Source organism: Desulfobacter sp. UBA2225 (genome assembly GCF_002348205.1).
Lineage (GTDB): Bacteria > Desulfobacterota > Desulfobacteria > Desulfobacterales > Desulfobacteraceae > Desulfobacter > Desulfobacter postgatei.
On record NZ_DDYV01000276.1, the window covers coordinates 1 to 16435 of the forward strand.

A 16435-nucleotide genomic window follows, 5' to 3' on the forward strand; every position below is an offset into this window, starting at 1 on the left:
CAATTTAAATGCGTTTGCCCTGTGTGCGCGCGAGGCTTGATTGACAGTACCAATGCTATCGTTATAATAAAGATCATGGGGAAAGGAGAAAAACTTCTGGGCAACGAAGAAGTTAAAAAAGTATACTTGGGAATGTAAGAAGGAGCCAATAGAATAATTGAACACACAAAACAAACTTTACGCCCTGCGCAGAAAAATGGATGAGGCTGGAGTGAGTGCCGTAATCATTCCAAATGCAGATCCCCATCAAAGCGAATACCTGGCCGGGCACTGGCAGGCCCTGAAATGGCTGACCGGATTTTCCGGTTCTGCGGGTACGGCTGTGGTGACAAAAACAAAGGCCGGGATGTGGACGGATTTCCGCTACTGGATCCAGGCCGCAACCCAACTGAATGGTTTTGACCTGTTCAAGCAGGGGGAGACAGGTGTGCCGGCCTTTGACAAATGGCTGACCGATACCTTATCCGCCAATGACCGCATTGCCATGGATGGAAAAATTGTATCTGCGGCCCAGGCCGGCAGTCTGAAAAAACAATTTTCACAAAAGGGTATTGTCGTGGAGACGACCATGGATCTGATTTCCGATCTGTGGCAAGAAAGGCCGACAAGGCCACGGACCCCGGCCTTTGAACTGGATGCCGTCTATGCCGGTGAAACCCGGAAAGAAAAATTTTCTCGTATACGCAAAAAAATGGCAGATTACAATGCGGACTGCCATGTGCTGGCTGCCTTAGATGACATTGCCTGGACCTTTAATCTCAGGGGTGAGGATATTCATACCAATCCGGTGAATCTGGCATTTGCCCTGATGACTATGGATAAAATCCGTCTGTTCATTGATCCTACCAAAATCAATACGGCACTTGAGGCAACCCTTGAAGCCGATGGCGTTGCATTATTTGACTACGACGCTTTTTATGAAACAGTTCATAAGCTGAATAAGAAATCCAAGGTACTGCTTGACCCAGAAAAAGTTTCAGATTTTATTTACCAGGCCGTAAAGATGCGCTCGGATATTATTGAGGCGCCAAACCCTTCGACAAAGTTTAAATGCCTGAAAAATAAAATTGAAATATCCCATATCCGTGATACTGCCGTCAAAGACGGCCGGGCCGTGGTCAATTTCCTGCACTGGCTTGACACAAGCGACACACCCAAAACTGAAATGTCAACCGCAGAACAGCTCTTACACTTTCGCAAAGAACAGGACGCCTTTGTTCACCCCTCCTTTGACGCCATTATGGCGTTTAGGGAACATTCAGCCATCTGCCATTACAGTGCTGATCCTGATACGAATCTGCCCCTAAGTCCTGATGCCATGTTTCTGACTGATTCCGGGGGCAATTACCTGACCGGCACCACGGATATTACACGCACCGTGCATTTAGGAAGGCCGACAAATCAGGAAATTCAAGATTACACCCTGGTACTTAAAGCCCATATTGCCGTTGCAACGGCACGCTTTCCCGCCACTGCCAGAGGATACCAGATAGATGCAATGGCGCGTCGGCACTTATGGCAGCAGGGACTTGACTTCGGCCACGGCACAGGCCACGGGGTGGGATTTTTCCTGTGTGTGCACGAAGGTCCGGCACGATTAAGCACCCTTCCCGTGGATATCGCGCTTGCCCCCGGCATGCTGTTGACCAACGAACCGGGACTTTACCGGGAAGGCCGGTACGGAATCCGGCTTGAAAATATGGTGCTGGTGGTCAAGGACAGGGAGACGCAGTTCGGCAGTTTTTTAAAGTTTGAAAACATGACTATCTGCCATTTTGAACGCAGCCTTATAGATAAAACCTTGCTGAGTTCGCCGGAAACAAACTGGGTCAATGGGTATCACCAGATGGTTTATGACCGGCTGGCGCCGGGACTGGACGCGCCGGTCCGGCAGTGGCTCAAGGAGAAAACGAAAAGCCTTTAAGATATATGTGAAACTTGATTTTTCAACGCAATCGCCCGACAATAGTGATATCATAAAAAGATGTCATGGAGGCACACAAATGAGTCAAATAACTTTGCGGCAAATACCGGAAAATGTCGATGCGCTTATCCGTCAGCTATCAAAGGAACAGAAGCAAAGTATCAATAAAACGATTATTGAATTGCTGGAAAAGGCGCTAGGTGTTTCACAGGATTCCAATAAAAAAAGGAATCTTTCCCAATTAGCCGGAACTTGGAGTGACAGAGAATCAGAAGAGTTTAAAAAAAATACAGCTCAATTTGACAAAATCGACTGGGAAATCTGGGAAAATGAAAATCTGCATTGACACAAACATATATTCAGCCTTTAAAAAAGGGGATGAACAGATTACTCAACTATTGGAAACCTGCGATGAATTATTGATTCCAACTATTGTCCTGGGCGAATTATACGCTGGATTTTATTTAGGTTCACGGCTAAAGCGGAATTTGGAAGAACTGGCAACATTTATAAATATGCCCGGTGTTATCATCATCGATATAGATAAGGAAATAGCAGACAGATATGGTAGTCTGATAAAAATCCTAAGAAAACAAGGGACACCGATTCCCACCAATGATGTCTGGATAGCGGCCGCTGCTTTGGAAAAAGGTACGAAACTGGTCTCATTTGACGCCCATTTCAACAATATCCCGGGAATTGTTCAAATAACCTTGTAAACGGTCATTATGACTTTCCAGTATCTTCTTCATGAGCTTCATGGTTTTAAATAGAAAGAAAACAGGCTGCATGAAACACATACAGCCTGCCTTAGATCTTCATAAATTTTAGGCTTGAATTCTAACCCATTGAACTGAATCGTTTTCGTCCAAAAGCACTAAGGCCCAGAAGGCCAAAGCCAAAGAGAACCAAGGTTTCGGGCTCGGGAACCGCACCAGTCTGACCAGGTGGAGTTGTAGTCGTATAAATTTTAAGGCTAACACCGCTTGCATAAAAATGACAGTCTGGGTCGAATCCAAGTTCAAAAATTCCATCCTGAGCCCAAGCAGAAAGATTTGCGGCCGCCGTATTTGAAAGAGAGTATGAAGTCCGTCTAACATTTTGCTCAATTGCGTCATCGACTCCAGCAACGCTTACTGAATTGGTTAATATATCAAATGTTACGGTTATATCATTTGGTGTTATGTCAAGATTGGATATTGAAAGCAACTGACTCACATTGCCAACATTAGATTTAGACTGAGCAGTCGTAACGAAGTAATTTATCCAGTAGTTGTTGTTATTGTCATAATAACCGTCAACGGTATTATGTTGCAAAACAGCACTATTGTCCCAATCTCTTACACCGTCGGGACTATCGAGAACCGATAAAAATAACTTATTTGCATAATTATTATAGTTGCGGATATTCTTGAAGGTAAGTTCAATTTTGCTTATATCTTCTGTGGCTTGATTGTACCCCACAGATCCCAAATTAAATTCCCAAGAGTACGCCGAACTATGGTCCAAACTATTCAAACTATTCGTGGTAACTGTATAATAGTCAGCCCCAAAACAAACGCCAGTCAAAACAAATACCAATGCTCCGTATAAAAGCAGTGTAAGCAATTTTTTCATCATTCATTTCTCCAAATCGAATAAAAGCCTTTATGACCATTTTTTTTATCTATATTGATCGTAATTAAAAGCAATTTACATACCACAAATAATATTATTGTTTTTCAAAAAGCAAACGTGCCTATTTTATAGGGATTACACCATGAATCAAATATTTTTTTTAACCTTCCCCTAATTTTTACATCAAGCGCACAGGAAAAGAAAACATATATTGTGAAAAAAAGTCTATGGTTTTGTGGAATTAATTACACAAAACCATAGAAAACGTTCATTCTTACCAAGGCCCGGCAACAACAAGTAAAAAAAGAGCCATACATAACAGCATAGAAGTGTCAAAGAATAGCGTTTGCCTGGATATTGTATATATGGTAAAAATTTAATCTTTAATGTAGCGACCATGTTTGATTTTATTATGCTGGGCATCTTAAATTTTTATCCAAAACGAATATTATACTACCTTATCCCGGCAAAGAACCACATATACAGGTATTTCCATGAAAACATCTTTGACCAATTACATTTCCCCATTTTTCTTTGGCCTTTGTTTTTTATTTTTTCTCTTTTCCTGCTCATCTCCCCAGGATGAGGCAGAAAGACACTATGAAGCTGCGAAGAATTACTTTGCCGCCCAGGAGTATGAAAAGGCAAAGATAGAATTTCAGAATGTGATTCAACTGGAACCGAAAAATGACAAGGCCCAGTGTGACCTGGGGGAAACCTATGTTCATCTCCAGGACCCGGTAAAGGCAGCCGCAGCCTTTCACCAGGCCGTTCTCCTGAACCCGGACAATCTCCAGGCCAAGCTGCGGCTTGGCCAGATCCTGCTTCTGGCCAAGGAAACCAAAAAGGCCAGGAAAACCGCCGGTGAAATCCTGGAAAAACATCCTGAAAACATAGAGGCTATGCATTTGTTGGCCACCATCCAGATCCAGGAACGAAACATGGATCTGGCGTTAAAGACCGTGGAGAAGGCCATTGACATTGATGGGTCCAATCCCAAGACCCATCTTTTCCTGGCCCACCTTCTGTTCGCTTCCAACCGTCTGGAAGAGGCTGAGCCCCACTATCTTAAAGCCATTGAACTGGATGAAACCCAGCGCAAACCCTATATGGAGCTGGCCGCCCTTTACCGGAAAAAAGGGGAGATTGAGAAAATCGAACCATTGATCAGCAGGTGGGTCAAGGTCCCGGGAGACCAGATGCAGAAAAGTGCGGATCTGGCCCGTTATCTGGAAAGCGAAGGCAAAATAGAAGAAGCGGAAAAAAAATTGATGGAAGCCACTCTGAATAATTCTGAAAATCCCGTGGCCCTGTCAAACCTGGGCAATTTTTATGCCCGGCAGAAAGAAAACACCAAGGCCCTGGAAATATTTAACAGGGCACTTGCTCTGGATCCGGAAAATCTGGACATCATGTCCCAAACTGCCCTGCTTTCTTTTCTGGAAAAAGATTATGAAAAAGCAGAATCCATTGTTGACGGTATCCTGGCAAAAAACAAGGATCATGTGCAGGCCAACTTCATTAAGGGCCGACTGTACTTTAACCGCAAGGAATTTTCCGAGGCCTTCAAATGTTTTGAGGCTGTAATAAAAAACAGCCCGAGGCATGCCATGGCAAGATATTTTAGGGCACGCTGCCTTCTGGACAAGGGAAAATCCGACCTGCCGGGTCAGGATCTATTCCGGGTGGCGGCCGGGCATAAAACCAGCGAATCATGGGAACGCAAACTGGCAACCGACGAGTTAAACGAAGTCCTGGAAATCGACCCGAACCACACAGCAGCAAGGCTTGTGCTGATTGACATCCTACTTGAGAACAAGGAAACATTGGAGGCCAAGCGCCATATTATTTATATCCTTAAACGGGAACCCAAAAACATACAGGCCCTTGTTTTTGCAGGAAAACTTAAAATCCTGGAACAAGACCTTGACGGTGCTGAAAAAATCTATCAATTTGTTCTTGAACTGCAGCCCGACTTTGCCGCAGGTTATGTATCCCTTGGGCTGGCCCTGAACGGAATGAAAAAAACAGAGCAGGCCCTTAAGACCTTTGACCGGGCACTGGAAATAAACCCGGACCAGATGGACGCCCTGTACTACAAGGTCAGTGTCCACATGCAGAAAAAACAAGAGGACAAGGCCCTGGCGGCCTGCGACAATCATCGCAAAAACTTACCTGAAGACAGCCCCACCCTTGCCATCATAGACCTGATCCAGGGCAGGATATACATGACCACCGGAAAAATCGACATGGCTGAAAACCGGTTTGAACAGGCTGTTAAAAGAAAGCCGGATCTTTCCGCGCCCTGGGAGCAGCTTGCCGTCATCCGTGAGTTGAAAAAAGATACGGACGGCGCAATACAATACTATGAAAAGCTTTTGGAATTGAATAAGGAATACCTGCCTACCTACCTTAATTTAAGCCGGATTTACAAAGCCCGGGGGGATCTTAAAAAAGCCAAAGCATATCTGGAACAGGCCCTTGCGATCAAAGACGACTATGCACCGGCTGCCAACAACCTGGCCTTTATCCTGGCTGAAACCAACTCCTCCATGTATGAGGCACTACGGCTGGCAAAGATAGCCCGGGACAAGGAACCCAACAACCCTGATTTTCTGGACACCCTGGGTTGGATCTATTATCTCCAGGGAAGCTATGAGCTGGCCCTTCCGCTCCTGGAAGAGAGTGTGAAAATCAATCCCCAAAGCCCTATCGCCAATTACCATCTGGGCTGGGCCTATTATGACAAACATCAGTTTGAAAAAGCCAGGGCCCATATGAAAAAGGCCTTGGAACTGAATCCGGATTTTAAGGGTGCAGAAAAGGCCAGAGATGTTTTAGGAGAATAGTCATGATATTCTCTCTAACTTCGTGAACTTCGTGGTTTTTGAATTTATCTTAACTTTTGATGAACAGATCCAGCAACTGCCTGGGGTCATCGTTGATAATAAGTTTTGCCGCTGTCGCTTTTCTGATGAACCCCTGGTTGACGCCATGCTGCATAAACGCATTCAGATGGTCATAATACCCGGCCACGTTGAGTAACGCACATGGTTTTTTGTGAATCCCGAGGTGGGACCAGGTCAGTATTTCGAAAAGTTCATCCATGGTGCCGATACCGCCGGGAAGTGCAATAAACCCGTCGGACAGATCAGCCATCATGGATTTTCTTTCATGCATGGACGCTACAACCACAAGTTCTGTTAAGCCGGCATGGGTTATTTCCCGGTTTACCAGGGGTTCAGGTATGATCCCCGTGACCCGGCCACCACCTTGGAGAACAGTGTCAGCCAGCTTGCCCATGAGTCCGACACTGGCGCCGCCGTAAACAAGGTCAAGACTTTTTTCCAGCATGGCATGCCCGAGGGTTGCTGCGGCCCGTGAGTATTCAGGGCGGACCCCGTCACTTGAGCCGCAGTACACACATATTTTTTTCATTTCTTAATTCTACCGGGATCCCATAAACTGGATGCATCCGGTGGGGCACTTTTCAATGGCCTTCATTACTTCTTCATATTTTAGGGGTGAATAGCCATCATAATTGCATTTAGACAGGTTGTCCGAAATAGTGAAGAGGTCAGACTCCTTTGCACAGGCTTTGCACCCTACACATGCATTGTTGCACACGGCTTTGGCATCCTTTGCCTTGTCTTTATTGGAGCAGGCAACCACAGGTATTGCCTTTTGCCTGAATCCTTCAATGGAGATAATACCCCTGGGGCAGGCCTTGGTGCAGGCACCGCAACCAATACATTTTTCATAGTCCACCCGGGCAAGTCCGTCTACGATATGGATGGCGTCGTAATTGCAGACCTCAACACAGTCACCATACCCAAGACATCCAAAGGTGCAGCCCTGAACGCCTGCCACCTGCTGGGCAGACGCGCACCGCTTTTCACCCATGTATCGGGTACGCCCTAAACGACTGGACAACGGCGCGTTGCAATGAACGATGGCATGCAAAGGCACCATATCGCCGACTTCAACACCCATGAGATCGGCAATCGCTTTGGCGCAGGCCTCCCCGCCCACCGTGCATTTATTCACAGGATCATTGTCCGCGACAATAGCCAGGGCATAGTCGGAACAGCCTAAGTAGCCGCATCCGCCGCAGTTGGCTCCGGGGAGCGCCTGTGTCACCTCTTCAATTTTAGGATCCACGACAACTTTAAATTTTTTATTAGCCCATCCCAGGATATAGGAAAAAATAATAGCCATGACCAGCATACTTGCGCCGGCGATACCCAGTGAAACCATCATGACAGAATCTCCTCGCCGTTATGGCCCTTACAGGTTATATCAGCTAAATATTCAGTGAACGTGCTGCGGCTTGCTTCGGAACTTTGTTCCTGGACCTCAGGCACAGGTTTCAGCGCGTTCTTGATACCTGAATCCACCCCGGTGAATCCCATGAAGGCAATGGCCAGAATCCCACCGATGACCAGGGTAATGGCCGCCCCTTTAAAGGGCCTGGGGATATCGCAAAGCTCCAGTTCCTCCCGGATACCCGCCATAATTACGATGGCAATGGTGAATCCCAATCCGCCAAAAAGTGCCAGGGTCATGGCTTTGCCCAAGTCCCACACCTCTTTGGGATTATCAACGCCCGCCACATGGCTCATGATGGTCAGGCAGGCAAAGAGGATGGCGCAATTGGTGGTTATCAACGGCAGAAACACCCCGAAAGACCGGTAAAGGGGTGGGAAAAATTTTCTAACATACATCTCTACAAATTGAACCGAAGAAGCAATGGCAAAAATATAGACAATGTAACTGAGCACCGTCAGGTCAATTTGCGCGGCTGCTTCAGGCGTGGTAAAAAAACCGGCAATAAAGGTTGACACCGGTGCGCCGGGGATCAGTATAAACACCGTGATACTCCAGGAGAGAAACGCGGCAATACTCATGACAAAGGTTACGGCACATCCCATGCCAAAGGCCATTTCGACCTTTTTGGATACGCCCACAAACGGACAGATGCCCACAAAATAATAAAATATAAAGTTGTTAATTATCGATGCTGACAGGGCAATCAGCAGGATATCCACAAAATAGTCCATTAGACTCGCCTCAATTATTTAATAAATTTTCATCTAAGTTTATTTACGGGCTTCTTCTCGCTTAAAATCGATATAATTCACCAGCCCCAGCAGCAGACCCAGTGTAATAAATGCACCGGGGGGAAGTACCATGATGACCCAGTCCGGCCAAAAAGCCGGCAGGACCCTGAATCCCATCAGCATGCCAGTGCCTAAAATCTCACGGATAGCGGCAATACTGGCCAGCGCCAGGCCGAACCCGATGGACTGACCCAGGGCATCAGCCGCTGCAATAACCACATTCTGCTTGGATGCACACACCTCACACCGGCAGATGATAATACAGTTCACGATGATCAAAGGGATATATGGGCCAAGGGTTTTACTCATCTGGAACATGTATGCGGCCAGAACCCTGTCCGCCACGGTTACAAAGGTGGCAATGGTGAGGGTGAAGACCACAATCCGCAGATGGGGCGTTAACAGGTTTCGGATCAGGCTGATCACAACATTGGCACACACCAGAACAAAGGCCACACAAACACCCATGGTTAATGCCGGCTTCATGCCGTTGGTAACAGCCAGGGTGGCACACAGCCCAAGAAGCTGCCGGTAGACCGGATTCTCGGGCAGAATCCCCTGTACAAATCTCTCCATAGCTGTAGGTTGATCAGCCATCAGGAACGCTCCTTATTTTTACCGGGTTCCTCATTTTGAACCGCCGGACTTTTGTTATCATCAGGGCCGTCAGTGACCTGAAGCTGAGATGTCACATTGGCAATCGTGGTATTTACGATACCGGTCACACTTCTTGAAGAGATGGTAGCACCGGAAATTGCGTCGATCTGGTCTTCTTTGCCTCGGCCCCCCTTAACAACGGCAAGGGTATTTTCCGTGGATTTTTCTTTAAACTGACCCCGCCAGGCATCTTCCATAATCTTGGCGCCCAGACCGGGTGTCTCTTTTTGATCCAGAACAAAAAGCCCTGTAATGCTTTTGCCCTGGGCATCAAGACCCAGCAGCAATTCAATTTTATCCGCATAGCCCTGGCCGGCTGCTTTGACCACATGCCCCACCATTTTTCCGTCAGGCAGCCATACATCATACACTGTGTAGAACTTGGTGGTGCCGTTTTGCTTTATTTCAATCACCCGTGATTTGATGGTGAGCGTCTGGTTTTCGGCGGCAAGTTCGGCAGCCAGATCCTCTCCAAGCACCAGCACGGGTATTTTTGCCATGGTCTCTTTAATCTTGTTCGCCTCAATTACGGGCCCGAGCTTTGCCTGAATACCGGCAAGGGCGGTACCGAACAAGGTGGCAAGGAGAAGTACCAGCCAGGCCTGGGCCAGGTTACTTTTTTTCAATGACATGATATCAGGCCTCCCTTTGTCCCATGGGCTGGGGAATAGTCCAGCGGTTGATCAGCGGAGTCATGGCATTCATTATCAGTACGGCAAACATCACACCTTCGGGATAACCGGAAAACAAGCGGATCACCATGATCAGGCAGCCGATAGCCACACCGAATATCACTTTCCCTTTAGGGGTTAACGGAGAGGTCACGGGGTCCGTGGCAATGAAAAAGGCACCGAACATCAGTGCGCCTGCAAACAGATGATGCAGTAGGAACAGACCTTGATATCCCCCAGCCATGTCCGTAATCCCGGCGATCATGGCAACGGTCACCAGAATGCTTGCAGGGATCTGCCAGGAAGCGGTTTTTCTGTAAATCAGATACAGCCCCCCTAAAATACAGGCAATGGCACTTACCTCGCCGACAGACCCGTTGGTAACGCCCATAAACAAAGGCACGATACCGGTTTGAACGCCATTGAACTTCAACGCACTCAAAGGGGTCGCACCGGACACGGCATCCACCAGTCCTGTCACATTTTCATAGGCACCGGCGCCCATGAGCTGGGCAAAGGCAATCATGACAAACGCGCGTCCCACCATGGCAGGGTTGAATATGTTCATCCCGATCCCGCCGAATACGATTTTGCCGATCCCAATGCCGACTACCGAGGCCAAAGCCCCCACAAACCAGGGGGCTGCCCCCGGCATGGAAAGACCTAAAATGACGCCGGTAACCATGGCGGAGCAATCTTTTAACGTAAAATATTTCCCCCGCATGCGCACGAAGATATATTCCGCAGCAAGGCAGGCCACCACACAGACAAGAATCTGTTTAAGGGCATAGAACCGGAATAAATAAAGAGCCACGGCAATGGCCGGAGAGAGCCCAAGGATCACATCGATCATCATCCTGCGGGTGCCGGCCCTGCTGTCTGATATATGCGGAGACGGAGCCACGCTTATGAAGGGCGGCTTTCGCCCGGGCCTGTCTTCAAACGACAGGGCTGAATTTATCTGTCTATTTGTGTTTGACACGTTTTGTTCCTTGTATCAATTAATCTTTATTGTTTATATCAGCGACGTTCCCAGGCGTTCAGCTGGACCTTGCCCTCACGAATCAACTGAACCAGGTTCAGCTTTGCCGGGCATACATAGGAACAGCTCCCGCATTCAACACAGGCACGAATATGGTATTGGGCAGCAAGCTCAGGAGCCTTATACCTGGCCGCCAACGCCAGCTTTGTGGGCACAAGGTTCATGGGACAGGCGTCCACACATCGCCCGCAGCGCACGCAATTTGTCTCATCCGCCTTGCGGACCTCGTCATGGGTAAGAATCGTCAGCCCGGACGTGCCTTTGGTTACGGGGGCAGACAGATCAGAGAATGCAAACCCCATCATGGGGCCGCCGGAAATGATCCGGGCCGCATCAGGCGTCAGGCCACCGCAGAAGTCAACCACCTCGGCCAAAGATACCCCGATGGGCACAAAAATATTTTTCGGATTGCAGATGCCACGGCCGGAAACAGTGATCACCCTGTGGGTAAGCGGCACGTCCTTGATAAGGCTGCGGGCCACGGTGGCCATGGTTTGCACGTTACTTACGGCAACGCCTGCGTCAGCCGGCAAACCGCCTAACGGAATATCAAGACCGACCACGGCCTTTACAAGCTGCTTTTCACTGCCCTGGGGATATTTTGTTTTCAGTACGACAACCTGCACCACTGTCTTCTGTGCCGCATGCTGAAGACGTCTTATGGCCTCGGGCTTATTGTCCTCCACACAGATGACAACCTCCCTAGCCGAGACAGCCCTTCCCGTCAGAAGCGAGCCGGTGACGATCACCTCAGGTGCCTCAACCATAAGCCTGTAATCACAGGTCAGGTATGGCTCGCACTCACACCCGTTCACCACCATGGTATCAATCACCCGGGTATCATTGGGCATCACCTTGACATGGGTGGGGAACGCTGCCCCGCCCAACCCCACGATACCGGATTCCTGAATCTTTTTCACAATATCCATGGGGGCATAATCGGAAAAGCCGTCCTTTGGCCATTGTGTAAACTTCACCTCTTCCCAGATTCTTTCCGGGGGGATTTGCTCCCCCTCCGCCTGGATGGTGAGGGCGTCAACACGCCTGCCGTTGGGCAGGGTCACTGTTAGATTTTTTTTAACTTTTCCGGCAATGGGCGAATGGAGTGAGGCGGAAACAAAGGCCTCTCCTTTAGCAACCATCTGCCCGTAACTGACCGTTTCACCGGATTTAACAACCTGCTTGCTGGGCACCCCAAGATGCTGCAGCAAAGGCAGGGTCACCGTCCGGGGTGTTTCCATCACTTCGACAGGCGTGTTGGCGGACAACGCTTTATTATCCGGAGGGTGAACCCCATGGGGGAAAGTGCCGGTTCCCGGAAACCCCTTTAATTTTAATAAACCCATAAATTCCTGTACACCTTGTTTCTAATCCACATAGACAATATCTAAAAAAGGTCCATACAAAAAAATTATAGATTTCCAGACTTTTTAATTTTTATCAAGCCAAAAATTAAAAACCCGGCTAATTTTTCTTGGCTCCGTCATGATTTTATATTACTTTGTTATAGGTTTTGATTATACATTTCATGTAATAATCAATCCAGGTCGTTAAGTTAAACAAAAAAATTAAACAATTAAAATCTTATAAATTCAAATTCTAAAAAAATAAGGATAAAAAAATGGGAAGCATACTGATTGTTTATACATCCAGAGTTAATGAAACAAAGGGAATAGCTGAATTAATTGCAGAGGGTGTTCGTCAGGCAGGCCACCAGGTGCAGGTTAAAACTGCTCAACAAATAGAAACTGAAGAAGATTTAATAGGGTTTGATGCCTATGTCTTCGGTTCCCCCACCTATCACGGGGAAATGCTGCCCTCCATGAAACAGGTTTTATTCATGGCTGAGCGTGCACAGCTCAAGGATAAACCCGGGGGGGCCTTTGGTGCGTATGGATGGAGCGGGGAGGCCAATAAAAGAATATTTGATACAATGAACTATATTTTTAAGATGAAAATGGCTTCCGGCCCTTTGATGATCAAGGCGTCTTGGGTTGAGGACGGTGTTGAAACAGCACAAGCCTACGGAAAAGAGATTGCAGACATGATATAGTGCTTGGACACAAATTCACTCATCTGCAGATATATAAGACCAGCATGCAATTGAGTGCTGCGCCACTATTGAAATGGCAAGCCTTTTATATATGGATGCAGAGAAATAACTACACCAGAATTTATAAAAATATAAAAAGATTGACACATGAAGTACTCACAGGCAAAACAAGGACGAATATACATTATTCGTCTTGAAGACGGCGATATCATACACGAAGAAATTGAAAAATTTGCTAATGAAAAAGCAATCAAAGCTGCTGCTTTAACCATCATCGGAGGCGTTGATAAAGACAGCAGGCTAATTGTCGGGCCAGAACATGGGCGAACAGAATCAATTACGCCCATGGAACATCTTCTCAATAATGTGAATGAAATAGTGGGAACCGGCACAATCTTCCCTAATGAAAAAGGGGAACCCAAATTACACATGCACATAGCTTGTGGAAGAAAAGAGTCAACGGTAACCGGATGTATCCGAAAAGGTGTTAAGACATGGCATATATTAGAGGTTGTTTTATTTGAATTAATTGATACGGGTGCTGTACGTACACTGGATCCAACTACAGGATTTGAATTGCTCAACCCATAAATATCTTTAAAAATCTGACTTGCCCGGTTTAAAACTTTAAAGCAAACAAAAAGGTGCCATATGCCGTATCCTCAACGATCCATATTATTCTGCGAAGATTTACCCACCCGTCCGGTGGCTGGAAAAGGGCTCATTCTCGTTACCGGAGCCGGCGGTTATATCGGCGGGCGCATTGTACCCGAGTTAATTGCCCGAGGCTACAGGGTCCGTGTACTCGTCAGATCCCATGGCGAGTCTTATGGGCTGCGCTGGCCTGGGGCGGAAATTGTGGAAGGCGATGCGTTGAGTATCGAGGACTTAAAGCGGGCCATGGACCAGGTGAATACTGCTTATTATTTGATGCATTCATTGCTTCTGGGGCCCAAAAAATTTGGAAATCTCGAATTGACTGTAGCAAAAAATTTCAGACTGGCTGCCGGGGAAAAGGGCGTTGAACGCATCATTTACCTGGGCGGATTGGGGGATAAAAACGATTTTTTATCCGCACACCTGAAGAGTCGTCTTGAAGTTGCGAGAGAGTTAATGAAGGGACCGGTGGCGGTGACGGTCATCCGGGCGGCCGTGATTATCGGTTCGGGAAGCGCCTCCTTTGAAATCATCAAAAATCTGGTGGACCGCATACCGGTGATCTGTTTGCCGGTTTACGCCAAAACCCTGTGCCAGCCCATCGGCATCCGTGATGTAATCAAATATCTGGTGGGGTGCCTGGAACATGAAAATACCCGTGGTCGGGAATTCGATATCGGAGGAAATGAAATCCTTTCCTATGAAAATATGATGAAGGTGGTGGCCGATATTCTTGGCAAACGGCGCTGGTTTACCCGACTCCCATTGCCGTTGAACACCTTTTCATTTCTGGCCAGTTTTGTCACGCCGGTGCCGGCCGCAATCACCCGTTCACTATTGGAAGGACTTGGTAATGAAGTGGTGTGCAGAAATGAGGAGATCCAGGCTCTAATTCCCTTCGAGACAGTTCCCTTTCGTGAAGCAGTCAAACGCGCCATGAAAATCGAAGAAGAGGACACCATGCAAAGCCGATGGTCCTGTGCCTATCCGCCCAATGGGAATCTGGTTCCAAGGCTGCATGAATTGCCCCGGGTGCCCCATTATATCAGCCGACACTGGATAGACTCACCCAAACTCGACAGATCCCTGTTCTATGCTTTTTGCCGGATCGGGGGCAAAGAAGGGTGGTTTCATAACAACTGGATGTGGTATCTGCGGGGTGAGATCGACCGACTGTTTCTCGGTGTGGGCATGTCGCGGGGGCGGCGGAGCCAGTCCGAGTTATGGGAAAATGACGTGATTGATTTTTTTCGTGTGGAGAAAATCAAGCCCTACCGCCGGCTTCTATTAAGGGCCGAGATGAAACTGCCTGGCCAGGCCTGGCTGGAATTTACGGTCAAAGCTGAAAACCCGCACCTGAACCGCCTCATTGTAACCGCATACTTTGAACCTCGCGGTCTCTGGGGTGATATATACTGGTATTTTTTCCTTCCTTTTCACTACCTGATTTTTACCCGCCTGATCCAGGCCATCGAAAGACAGGGCCGCAGCAGGGAACGCGAATATTTAATGCCGCGCATGTAAGTGTGATGGGATTGGAACTGAAAATTACGCACTTTTTCAAGGTTGGTTTCATTTAAAATTTATTCGCAAATGACTTGATTACATCCCTTCTTTCTTGCTTTGTATAAAAAAACACACTCAATCCGATAGGCTTGTACATTTTAGATTTTACACAAAAAGAGTTATTCTGCTAAAATAGATTTTATAAACAGGGCCTTTTTGACCCTGTAATTTTAAAAATCTGGAGGTATTGACATGAAATCCATCCAGGCGGAATATGATGAGGCATCAAAGGCGATCACCATCAAAAAAGACTCGAAAATTGAAGACTGGGTTTCGGTATGCCGGCGGTTTAACGATGATGTTTCCAGGATCTGTGATGTTACAGATATAGAAGATTATACCGGACTGTTTGAATGTGTTGATGACCAAAACAACAAATACTGCTATCTGGTCAAAGAAGATAAGGCACTGCGCAGGATGAAACGCCGGCACTTTTACGACAATCTGGGACTTGATTAATGCTGCTCTAAACTCGAATTATTGTTGCATTTGTTTTGACTCTCCCCGGTAAGCGCTAATGGTGTTACGGCCTTGAAGACAGGTTGAAACAATAAAATGCAAATGTATATCGGGTGGATTATCGCTGGGACGCTTGTTCTGTATCTTATAAGTGTTCTCGTGCCCTCTATTCTGGCTCTACCGACACTGCTCGGATGGCTTGTGCCGGTTGTCATGTGGCCTACCCTGGGCAAGGGTCCACGCAACCAGTCATTGCTGCTCCTCATAACCGGCTGCATCCTCGTTGCCTTTGCGGCTTTCCGGGGCGTGTTTCTTGGCTGGCAGAAAATTCTTGCCACCAACCTGGCGCTGCTGGCGATGTTTGTTTCCGTCTCTTTCCTTGCCTTGACAAATACCGGCATTGAAGGCCAGACGCTGCCCCAGGGGAAGCGGTCTGTTGCCGTTACAGCATTCGGCACCCACCTGCTCGGATCGATTATCAATCTGTCAGTGCTGTTTGTTTTCGGTGATCGTCTTCGTAAAAACGGCATCTTGACCAAAACTCAGACGATCGTTCTTGCCCGCTCGTTCTGTTCGGCGGCATGGTGGTCGCCCTTTTTTGTCGCTACGGGTGTTGCCCTCACGTACGCCCCCGGCATGTCATGGCGGCAAACCTTGATCCCCGGTGCG

The 16435-nt window shown here is 47.5% G+C and carries 16 protein-coding genes and 1 pseudogene; 9 read left to right on the top strand and 8 right to left on the bottom strand.

Annotation, left to right across the window (positions count from 1 at the left end; all coding sequences use genetic code 11):
- Positions 1–157 precede the first annotated feature (157 nt).
- The 3 genes from B3D59_RS14185 (at position 158) to B3D59_RS14195 (ending at position 2643) form a co-directional block, all read left to right on the top strand.
- Positions 158–1924, top strand: a complete 1767-nt coding sequence (locus tag B3D59_RS14185; RefSeq protein ID WP_286820754.1) for an aminopeptidase P family protein — start codon at positions 158–160, stop codon at positions 1922–1924.
- Between the two features lie 79 nt (positions 1925–2003).
- Positions 2004–2270, top strand: coding sequence for a hypothetical protein (locus B3D59_RS14190; RefSeq protein ID WP_286820757.1), 267 nt, complete (start codon positions 2004–2006; stop codon positions 2268–2270).
- Positions 2254–2643 (top strand): type II toxin-antitoxin system VapC family toxin, encoded by a 390-nt coding sequence (locus tag B3D59_RS14195; protein ID WP_286820760.1) that lies wholly within the window; start codon positions 2254–2256, stop codon positions 2641–2643. Before B3D59_RS14190 ends, B3D59_RS14195 begins: the two co-directional genes overlap by 17 nt.
- Positions 2644–2764: 121 nt before the next feature.
- Here the strand turns inward: B3D59_RS14195 and B3D59_RS14200 are convergent, their stop codons facing one another.
- Positions 2765–3544, bottom strand: a complete 780-nt coding sequence (locus tag B3D59_RS14200; protein WP_286820762.1) for a PEP-CTERM sorting domain-containing protein — start codon at positions 3542–3544, stop codon at positions 2765–2767.
- Positions 3545–4035: 491 nt separating this feature from the next.
- On the opposite strand from B3D59_RS14200, the gene B3D59_RS14205 reads away from it, so the two are divergent.
- Entirely contained in the window at positions 4036–6390 is a 2355-nt protein-coding gene (locus tag B3D59_RS14205; RefSeq protein ID WP_286820766.1) for a tetratricopeptide repeat protein, read from the top strand.
- A gap of 49 nt (positions 6391–6439) precedes the next feature.
- Here the strand turns inward: B3D59_RS14205 and B3D59_RS14210 are convergent, their stop codons facing one another.
- From B3D59_RS14210 to rsxC, 7 genes are read right to left on the bottom strand one after another with little or no spacing between them, the layout of a single operon-like run.
- Positions 6440–6979 carry a TIGR00730 family Rossman fold protein gene (locus B3D59_RS14210; protein ID WP_286820769.1) on the bottom strand — a complete coding sequence of 180 codons (540 nt, stop codon included), beginning with the start codon at positions 6977–6979 and terminating at the stop codon, positions 6440–6442.
- A 9-nt stretch (positions 6980–6988) separates the two neighbouring features.
- The gene (locus tag B3D59_RS14215; RefSeq protein ID WP_286820770.1) at positions 6989–7801 is read right to left on the bottom strand and encodes an RnfABCDGE type electron transport complex subunit B; all 813 of its coding nucleotides are present in this window, start codon (positions 7799–7801) and stop codon (positions 6989–6991) included.
- Positions 7798–8601, bottom strand: coding sequence for an electron transport complex protein RnfA (locus B3D59_RS14220; protein WP_286820771.1), 804 nt, complete (start codon positions 8599–8601; stop codon positions 7798–7800). Before B3D59_RS14220 ends, B3D59_RS14215 begins: the two co-directional genes overlap by 4 nt.
- Before the next feature lie 39 nt (positions 8602–8640).
- Positions 8641–9258, bottom strand: coding sequence for an electron transport complex subunit RsxE (gene rsxE, locus B3D59_RS14225; protein WP_286820772.1), 618 nt, complete (start codon positions 9256–9258; stop codon positions 8641–8643).
- On the bottom strand, positions 9258–9950 hold the full coding sequence (locus B3D59_RS14230) for an FMN-binding protein (protein WP_286820779.1): 693 nt from the start codon (positions 9948–9950) through the stop codon (positions 9258–9260). The genes rsxE and B3D59_RS14230 overlap by 1 nt, the downstream gene beginning before the upstream one ends.
- Before the next feature lie 4 nt (positions 9951–9954).
- Positions 9955–10971 carry an RnfABCDGE type electron transport complex subunit D gene (locus tag B3D59_RS14235; RefSeq protein WP_286820782.1) on the bottom strand — a complete coding sequence of 339 codons (1017 nt, stop codon included), beginning with the start codon at positions 10969–10971 and terminating at the stop codon, positions 9955–9957.
- Positions 10972–11009: 38 nt separating this feature from the next.
- On the bottom strand, positions 11010–12377 hold the full coding sequence (gene rsxC, locus B3D59_RS14240) for an electron transport complex subunit RsxC (protein ID WP_286820783.1): 1368 nt from the start codon (positions 12375–12377) through the stop codon (positions 11010–11012).
- 275 nt (positions 12378–12652) lie between these two features.
- On the opposite strand from rsxC, the gene B3D59_RS14245 reads away from it, so the two are divergent.
- From B3D59_RS14245 to B3D59_RS14265, 5 genes and pseudogenes are all read left to right on the top strand, one after another.
- The gene (locus tag B3D59_RS14245; RefSeq protein ID WP_286820790.1) at positions 12653–13084 is read left to right on the top strand and encodes a flavodoxin domain-containing protein; all 432 of its coding nucleotides are present in this window, start codon (positions 12653–12655) and stop codon (positions 13082–13084) included.
- 147 nt (positions 13085–13231) lie between these two features.
- Positions 13232–13675, top strand: coding sequence for a PPC domain-containing DNA-binding protein (locus B3D59_RS14250; RefSeq protein ID WP_286820792.1), 444 nt, complete (start codon positions 13232–13234; stop codon positions 13673–13675).
- A gap of 60 nt (positions 13676–13735) precedes the next feature.
- Entirely contained in the window at positions 13736–15265 is a 1530-nt protein-coding gene (locus B3D59_RS14255; RefSeq protein ID WP_286820795.1) for an SDR family oxidoreductase, read from the top strand.
- 234 nt (positions 15266–15499) lie between these two features.
- Positions 15500–15766: a hypothetical protein gene (locus tag B3D59_RS14260; RefSeq protein ID WP_286820797.1), complete on the top strand. Its 267-nt coding sequence runs from the start codon at positions 15500–15502 to the stop codon at positions 15764–15766.
- Positions 15767–15967: 201 nt separating this feature from the next.
- Positions 15968–16435: pseudogene (locus B3D59_RS14265) on the top strand (hypothetical protein); the annotation flags it as partial.

Excerpts from the sequence above, each read along its gene's own strand:
- B3D59_RS14190 (WP_286820757.1), top strand. The coding sequence starts at position 2,004 with ATGAGTCAAATAACTTTGCGGCAAATACCGGAAAATGTCGATGCGCTT.
- B3D59_RS14195 (WP_286820760.1), top strand. The coding sequence starts at position 2,254 with ATGAAAATCTGCATTGACACAAACATATATTCAGCCTTTAAAAAAGGG.
- B3D59_RS14200 (WP_286820762.1), bottom strand. The coding sequence starts at position 3,544 with ATGATGAAAAAATTGCTTACACTGCTTTTATACGGAGCATTGGTATTT.
- B3D59_RS14205 (WP_286820766.1), top strand. The coding sequence starts at position 4,036 with ATGAAAACATCTTTGACCAATTACATTTCCCCATTTTTCTTTGGCCTT.
- B3D59_RS14210 (WP_286820769.1), bottom strand. The coding sequence starts at position 6,979 with ATGAAAAAAATATGTGTGTACTGCGGCTCAAGTGACGGGGTCCGCCCT.
- B3D59_RS14215 (WP_286820770.1), bottom strand. The coding sequence starts at position 7,801 with ATGATGGTTTCACTGGGTATCGCCGGCGCAAGTATGCTGGTCATGGCT.
- B3D59_RS14220 (WP_286820771.1), bottom strand. The coding sequence starts at position 8,601 with ATGGACTATTTTGTGGATATCCTGCTGATTGCCCTGTCAGCATCGATA.
- rsxE (WP_286820772.1), bottom strand. The coding sequence starts at position 9,258 with ATGGCTGATCAACCTACAGCTATGGAGAGATTTGTACAGGGGATTCTG.
- B3D59_RS14230 (WP_286820779.1), bottom strand. The coding sequence starts at position 9,950 with ATGTCATTGAAAAAAAGTAACCTGGCCCAGGCCTGGCTGGTACTTCTC.
- rsxC (WP_286820783.1), bottom strand. The coding sequence starts at position 12,377 with ATGGGTTTATTAAAATTAAAGGGGTTTCCGGGAACCGGCACTTTCCCC.
- B3D59_RS14245 (WP_286820790.1), top strand. The coding sequence starts at position 12,653 with ATGGGAAGCATACTGATTGTTTATACATCCAGAGTTAATGAAACAAAG.
- B3D59_RS14250 (WP_286820792.1), top strand. The coding sequence starts at position 13,232 with ATGAAGTACTCACAGGCAAAACAAGGACGAATATACATTATTCGTCTT.
- B3D59_RS14255 (WP_286820795.1), top strand. The coding sequence starts at position 13,736 with ATGCCGTATCCTCAACGATCCATATTATTCTGCGAAGATTTACCCACC.
- B3D59_RS14260 (WP_286820797.1), top strand. The coding sequence starts at position 15,500 with ATGAAATCCATCCAGGCGGAATATGATGAGGCATCAAAGGCGATCACC.